Annotated in this window: 2 protein-coding genes; both read left to right on the top strand. The window is 39.5% G+C overall.

Translation table 11 applies throughout. The features are described 5' to 3' along the window. Nucleotides 1-57 precede the first annotated feature (57 nt). The gene (locus Q0140_RS08090; protein ID WP_297963582.1) at nucleotides 58-1,410 is read left to right on the top strand and encodes a hypothetical protein; all 1,353 of its coding nucleotides are present in this window, start codon (nucleotides 58-60) and stop codon (nucleotides 1,408-1,410) included. Between the two features lie 18 nt (nucleotides 1,411-1,428). Continuing rightward, a partial coding sequence (locus Q0140_RS08095; RefSeq protein WP_297963584.1) for a phosphoadenosine phosphosulfate reductase family protein occupies nucleotides 1,429-1,935 on the top strand: 507 nt, incomplete at its 3' end.

The following is a 1,935-nucleotide window of genomic DNA, read 5'->3' on the forward strand; positions in this document are numbered from 1 at the left end:
TTGCTCTCTCCCTTGTCAATTTAATAAAAATCTGTTACATTTAAACAAAGCTTAAAGATGTTTGGATTAAATGAGGCTGATTTTGCAGCCGTAAAGCTCAAGATTGATAGACAACGAAAGTTTTTGCAGGATTACAAATTCGTAAATTCTTTCGGCGAGGAAAGAAGCCTGCTTTCGGTCTCGAAGTCCGCAAATTTTTCAAGCACCTATTACGCCGAGGTAGCCAATAGGACAAATACTATACATATGCTTTCAGTCAAGCATGAGCTAGTGCCCGTGTTTCTTACTATCACGCTTAATGGTTGCTTCCGTAAGGCGCTAGTGGGTAATTTTGCTACTTTTACTACCAAGGACATTAGATCGCTTCCGATCGAGCAGAAGCAAAAGCTTAATGAGGGCGTTCCCTTTAATATAAGGGATTTAGCCAGCATTTTAAATTATAATTTTCATAAATTTACTATGCGGTTTAGGCGTATTTACAAAGGCGAGGTATTTCAGTATATACGCACCTTTGAGCCGCATAAAAATGACGGCGTGCCGCATATTCATGCTCTGATATATGCCCCAAGGCATACAATCCCTTACTTGCTTAAAATTTATAAAGACGTGTTCTACGCTCCGCAGAATTTAAGAAACGAGCGTTTGACCGCGGCTCAGATAGCGAATGGCGAGATAAATGGGTTTCAGACCTCTATAAACAACGCCACTGGCTACGTGATGAAGTATATTACAAAGACCTTTATAAATTTCAACGAAACTGACGATATTAACGAGGTTCAAGCGTGGTTTATAAAGCATAAAATTCGCAGGTTTTTATCCTCGCAAAACCCAATCCCGCTTTGGGTTTACCGAAAGATAAATTTTATTAAAAGCCTGCGTGATCTCGGCAACCTTAACATTCTAAAAGATTTCAACGATACGCTTATAGAATGGGATTATAAGAGCCAAAGTATCTTTATGAGTATTCCTTATACTTCAGAGGAGCTAATTTATGAGGACGGACACCTGCTATATTACGTCTGCGGTCGGCTCGTGCACGAATACGTAAAGGATACTAAGCCTATTCTAAATAGCAGCAAAATCCAATCTCACGAGTTTAAATCTATTCAAAAGGTTTATAACGGCGATATTAAACCGGTTTCTCACAATCCATACAAGATATTTCGCACCGTCTGGAAAGATATGAGCGACGAGCGTCTAAAATTATACTGGCGCGATAATTGCAAAGAAATGACCGATGACATTCTAAGCGTTCAAGATTATGCTATGCTCGAAAACGAGATGATAGAGCGCGGTTTTTTACAGCGTCTGAAAAATCATATTAGACCTTTTAGCGAGCACGCATACGAGGATATGGATAATTTGATATTCAAATACTCTAATCAAGGGCTTATGCCGTATCCATTTTAAAAATTTAAAGGAGAAACAATGAAATATATAGCAACTCTTTCAGGCGGTAAGGATAGCACTGCAATGGTCGATATGTTACTGCGTAATCAAAGACCGCTTGATTATATTGTGTTTAAGGATACTTTACACGAGTTTGAGTTGATGTATCGTTACGTTGAGCGGTTAAGTGAATACTTTAAAGCTCGCTATGGTAAAGAAGTTATCGTTCTTAAACCCGAAATTTCGTTTGAGGATAGTGTGTTTGGTAAAATTTCAAGAGGACAGCTTGAGGGTTACATTCGTGGTTTGCCTACGCCTCAGTTTATGCCCTGCACCTGGCGCAGAGAGAGCAAAACTCGTCCTTTTGAGCGTTGGATAAAAGGGCAAAAGATCGAGGAATATAAAATTTATATCGGCTATACAATGTCCGAAATTCACCGAAAAATGGCGGGCGACGAGTTTTTGTATCCGTTAATCGACGATTTTTCGATGAGCGAAATGGATTGTGCGGCGTATTTGAGAGAGCGCGAAATGGAAAACCCGTTG

Source organism: uncultured Campylobacter sp., assembly GCF_938045405.1.
Classification (GTDB): domain Bacteria; phylum Campylobacterota; class Campylobacteria; order Campylobacterales; family Campylobacteraceae; genus Campylobacter_B.

Bases quoted from the DNA above. Each gene is read 5' to 3' on its own strand.
- Q0140_RS08090 (WP_297963582.1), top strand. From the start codon at position 58: ATGTTTGGATTAAATGAGGCTGATTTTGCAGCCGTAAAGCTCAAGATT.